3 protein-coding genes and 1 tRNA gene are annotated in these 4,965 nt (G+C 35.0%); 1 reads left to right on the top strand and 3 read right to left on the bottom strand.

From position 1 onward, the window contains the following. The 3 genes from ACEW8E_RS02395 to typA all read right to left on the bottom strand — a co-directional run. A partial coding sequence (locus ACEW8E_RS02395; protein WP_373478741.1) for a photosystem II q(b) protein occupies nt 1-783 on the bottom strand: 783 nt, incomplete at its 3' end. 261 nt (nt 784-1,044) lie between these two features. Beyond that, complete coding sequence (locus ACEW8E_RS02390; RefSeq protein WP_373478740.1) at nt 1,045-2,181, bottom strand: glycosyltransferase; 1,137 nt, start codon at nt 2,179-2,181, stop codon at nt 1,045-1,047. 60 nt (nt 2,182-2,241) lie between these two features. Beyond that, nucleotides 2,242-4,035 (bottom strand): translational GTPase TypA, encoded by a 1,794-nt coding sequence (gene typA, locus ACEW8E_RS02385; RefSeq protein WP_373478739.1) that lies wholly within the window; start codon nt 4,033-4,035, stop codon nt 2,242-2,244. Between the two features lie 316 nt (nt 4,036-4,351). Between typA and ACEW8E_RS02380 the strand changes: the two genes are divergently transcribed. Next, nucleotides 4,352-4,425: transfer RNA gene (locus tag ACEW8E_RS02380), tRNA-Asp, on the top strand. The last annotated feature ends 540 nt before the right edge of the window (nt 4,426-4,965 follow it).

The following is a 4,965-nucleotide window of genomic DNA, read 5'->3' as shown; positions in this document are numbered from 1 at the left end:
ATATTGGAAGATTAGACGACCAAAGTATCCGTGTGCTGCTACGATGTTGTAGGTTTCTTCTTCTTGACCGAATTTGTAACCGTAGTTTTGAGATTCAGTTTCAGTGGTTTCACGCACTAAAGAAGAGGTTACTAAAGAACCATGCATTGCAGAGAACAAAGATCCACCAAATACACCAGCTACTCCTAACATATGGAAGGGGTGCATTAAGATATTGTGCTCAGCTTGGAATACAAACATGAAATTGAATGTTCCAGAGATTCCTAAAGGCATACCATCAGAGAAAGAACCTTGACCGATGGGGTAGATTAAGAATACAGCAGTGGCAGCAGATACAGGTGCAGAATAAGCAACACAGATCCAAGGACGCATACCTAAGCGGAAAGATAATTCCCATTGACGACCCATGTAGCAGAAGATTCCGATTAAGAAGTGGAATACTACTAATTGGTAAGGACCACCGTTGTATAACCATTCATCTAAAGAAGCTGCTTCCCAAATAGGGTAGAAGTGTAAACCAATAGCGTTGGAAGAAGGAACAACTGCACCAGAGATGATGTTGTTACCGTATAATAAAGATCCAGCTACAGGCTCACGAATACCGTCAATGTCAACGGGAGGCGCTGCGATGAAAGCGATAATGAAACAAGTGGTGGCAGTTAAGAGAGTAGGGATCATCAAAGTACCGAACCAGCCTACATATAAGCGGTTGTTGGTAGAAGTGATCCACTGACAAAACTGCTCCCATGCGGAAGACTGTTGTTGTTGTAAAGTGGTAGTCATCTTAGTATGATTTCTTTATGATATTTTCGAGGTACAATAAAGTGATTGCTCACTATGTTAATAAGTATAATCACTCTATAAAGTTTTGTCAAGTTTTTTCAGAAAAAAAATTTATTCTTTTTGTTAAAATAATGATCTTAAACTGATTTAAACGAAAAATAACTATAAATTGAGAATTTCTTTATGAAAATTGATTTTAAGTTTTTCATGGCAATGTCCTGCTTGGGTGATTTTGTATTCCTTATTAATACTGAATGTAATTTAGATTTTATTTGAGAAATTGACTTCAAATTGACGAGCAAAGTTAGAAAGGTTATGAAAATCACGATAGGCTTTTTGCATAAGTTTTAATTTGATTTTAATTTCTTCATTGTGAAAAATATCATTAATTTCTTGCCAAATTTGTTGCGGATTATCCCAGTTAATGATTAATTTATCTAACCCAAATTTTAATAATTCTTTTGCCATCCAAGTATTTGCCATTGTCACGGGAATATTTCCCGCAATCACCGATTCTGTAAACACTCCTGATGTTCTTTCTTGATAGGCAATCGCATCATAAGGGATTAACATAATATCAGTGTTAGCTAACAATGAAACATATTTTTCTCGATGTAAATTATCATCAGTAAGAATAATTTTTACGCCATAATTAACATGAATTAAATCCGCACTTTTTGCCGTTACTAAAGTGAAATGATCAGCAAAAATAGTTTCACATTGACTCAATTGTTTGATGATTTGCCAACCTTTTTCTTCTCGAGGAGGTCCTGCCCACCAACAAATGATATTGTTATTATTCTTAGGTAATTTTTCAATAAATTCTGTATGAGGAATAGGCATTACAGTAAAAGATTCTTCAAAATATTTATTCATAGAATCTGCTAATAATTGACTGTCACTAAATAAATGAAAATGATTCGATTTTACGGCTTTTTTTAAAAGTTTATTTAAAAGTTTATAAAAGAATTTAGTTTTATGTTGATGAAAATTATGACGATATAAAACCCAAATATATAAATTATTCTTTGGTAAAAATAAAATTGACAACCATAAAGCGAATAACTGTAGATGAATAAATCTTTCTATAAAAATAATTTGAGGTGATTTATTAGTAGATAATTTTTCTTTTAAATAGAACTTAATACTATCACTAAATATTTTTATTTGTTGTAATTTATAAAAAAAATTTGCATCTATTTCTAACTTATTTCCTCTTAAATCATCATGCCAATTATCAGGTAAATTAGGTAAATTTTCTTCAGGAGAATAAATAACTTCATGATGCCAACCAAGAATTTTGGTAGCTTGACTTATAGAATTATGATAGGGAATAATATGCCCTTCTCCACCCATTAAATTAGGAATTAAAGAGATAAATATAGGAGAATAATTCATAATTGGTAAAAAAAAAGAATTTATCGACAAAAAAAAGGTGGGAATCACCCACCCGAATAATTAACGTTTTGCTAATTTTTTGTTAGGAAGTTTTCGTAAACGAATTGATTCTGGAGTGACTTCCACTAACTCATCAGGGCCTATGTACTCTAATGCTCTTTCTAAGCTCATTTCGATAGGTGCTTGTAGTTGTACCAATTCATCACCAGTTGCAGAACGGTGATTTGTTAATTGCTTGGTTTTACAAACATTAATTTCAACATCTTGGGCACGGTTACTTTCACCGATAATCATGCCTCGATATACTTTTGTGCCCGGATGGATAAAGAATATTCCTCTGTCTTCAGCATTTTTCATGGCATAGAAAGTAGAAACTCCCTCTTCAAAGGAAATAAGTACACCGTTATAACGAGTTTCTAAGTCACCAACTAAGGGGCGATATTCATGAAAACTATGATTCATAATACCTTCACCTTTGGTCATGCGGATAAAATCTCCACGGAAACCAATTAAACCTCGTGCAGGTACAATAAACTCTAATTGAGTGCGTCCATTACCACTAGATTGCATATCTTGCATTTCAGCTTTTCTTTGCCCTAAACGCTCAATACAAGATCCTTGTCCTTCTTCGGGTACGTCTAAAACGAGGTATTCAAAAGGTTCATAAGGCTGTCCGTTTACTTGACGATAAATTACTTGAGGTTGAGATACTTGAAACTCAAATCCTTCCCGACGCATATTTTCAATTAAGATACCTAAGTGTAACTCTCCACGACCTGAGACAACGAATTGCTCTGCGGATTCACCGTCTTCAACTCTTAAAGCTACGTTGGTTTGTAACTCTTTATCAAGGCGATCGCGGATTTGACGAGAAGTAACGAATTTACCTTCTTGTCCTGCGAAAGGAGAATTATTAACGGCGAATGTCATGCGTAAAGTAGGTTCATCAACCTTAATTAAGGGTAAGGCTTGAGGTTCGGTAGGGCAGGTGATGGTTTCTCCAATATTTGCATCGGCAAAACCAGCTACGGCAACAATATAACCAGCACTAGCTTCGGGTAATTCTACTCGTTGTAAACCGTTAAAACCAAGTAATTTACTAATCCGAGCTTTAACCATACTACCATCTTCTTTAATTAAAGCAGCTTGTTGTCCAGCCTGAATTGTACCATTATGGATTTTACCGATAACAATACGTCCTAAATATTCAGAATAGTCGAGGGTGGTAACTTGTAATTGTAAAGGTTTATTAGGATCTCCAGCAGGAGGTGGAACATGACCTAAAATAGCTTCAAATAAAGGTTTCATATCCACACCTTCATCTTCAATATTAGCTTTAGCATAACCGCTAATACCTGAAGCATAAAGGGTGGTAAAATCACACTGATCATCATCAGCACCTAACTCCACAAATAAGTCAAATACTTTATCTACTGCTTTATCAGGTTCGGCTTGAGGTCTATCAATCTTGTTAACTACGACAATAGGACGCAAACCTTTTTCTAAGGCTTTTTTAAGTACAAAACGGGTTTGAGGCATTGGTCCTTCGTTAGCATCGACGATTAAAACGCAACCGTCAACCATTCCTAAAACTCGTTCAACTTCACCGCCAAAGTCAGCGTGTCCGGGGGTATCAACTATATTAATTAATGTATCTTTATAACGTACTGCTGTATTTTTAGAAAGAATAGTAATTCCTCTTTCTCTTTCAATGTCATTAGAGTCCATTACACAGGTAGGTACTTCTTCACCTTCTCGGAAAATACCAGACTGTTTTAATAGTGCATCAACTAAGGTTGTTTTGCCGTGATCAACGTGGGCAATAATCGCAAGATTGCGAATGGGGAGAGACATAAATCTGTTATTTTAATGTAATGATTATTTATAGTCCCTTAATTCTACCTGATAATTGTTATTGTTTGTTAAATTGTGTTTTTATTTTTTGATTTTTGAGTTATGGTGTGCCCAGATTTTTTCTTCATCATCTTTTTTCTTTAAGCATTTGATTTATTGATCTGCTTCTGTTCAAAACTATTGAATTTTCCTATATTTTTTTTGTTAGATTTGTCTTCATGGGTAACAAGTCGATAGTCAGCAAAGAATATTTTGTAATTTATATTGACTTTTTTTTAATCCTTCGTTATCATAGAATATGTGAATCAAATCCCATGGGATTGTAGCTCAGCTGGTTAGAGCGTCCGCCTGTCACGCGGAAGGTCGCGGGTTCGAGTCCCGTCAGTCCCGTCTTTTTTGTTTGAAGTTAGAGAAAAAAACTTTAAGATTTTTATTTGTACAGTAACAAATTATTTGTCATCGGTAACAGATTAGTGTCGTCAGTTCCAAATTAAATGACGTGATCACAAATTAGTGTCATCTAATTTGGAACTGACGGGACTCGCTTTCAATTCTCACAGAGAATCCTTTCTCGATCGAAAGTGATTTGCTAACCGCTATAGCAGTACACCTACACCCTTATTGCTGGGAGTGCGCCTAGTTTCTCTATCTAAAGATAGACAGCATCAGGGCAAGTAGTTAGCAGGAGCAGAAAGCAAACTTCTTAGAAGAAGTAAACTACTCCTCATTTTTCATAGAACAGAGGTTATGAAAACTTGATCTACGGCACTGTTAGGGCGTGGCATCAATTAAGCCAGATTATGATTGAAGCTAAATAAATACCTCCTTTTAAAATTTATTTTTCGTTTATCATATCTGGTAGCGATTGCTCTATACTGTTTTAATCTGGCAAAAAAGTTCTCTATTAAATGTCTTGCTTGATATAAATAT

Source organism: Geminocystis sp. (assembly GCF_041753295.1).
In the GTDB taxonomy this organism is placed as follows: Bacteria; Cyanobacteriota; Cyanobacteriia; order Cyanobacteriales; family Cyanobacteriaceae; genus Geminocystis.
The sequence above is the reverse complement of the archived record's forward strand: the minus strand, read 5'-3'. Positions and strand labels throughout refer to the sequence as shown.

Coding starts and splice junctions, on each gene's coding strand:
- ACEW8E_RS02390 (WP_373478740.1), bottom strand. CDS start 2,181: ATGAATTATTCTCCTATATTTATCTCTTTAATTCCTAATTTAATGGGT.
- typA (WP_373478739.1), bottom strand. CDS start 4,035: ATGTCTCTCCCCATTCGCAATCTTGCGATTATTGCCCACGTTGATCAC.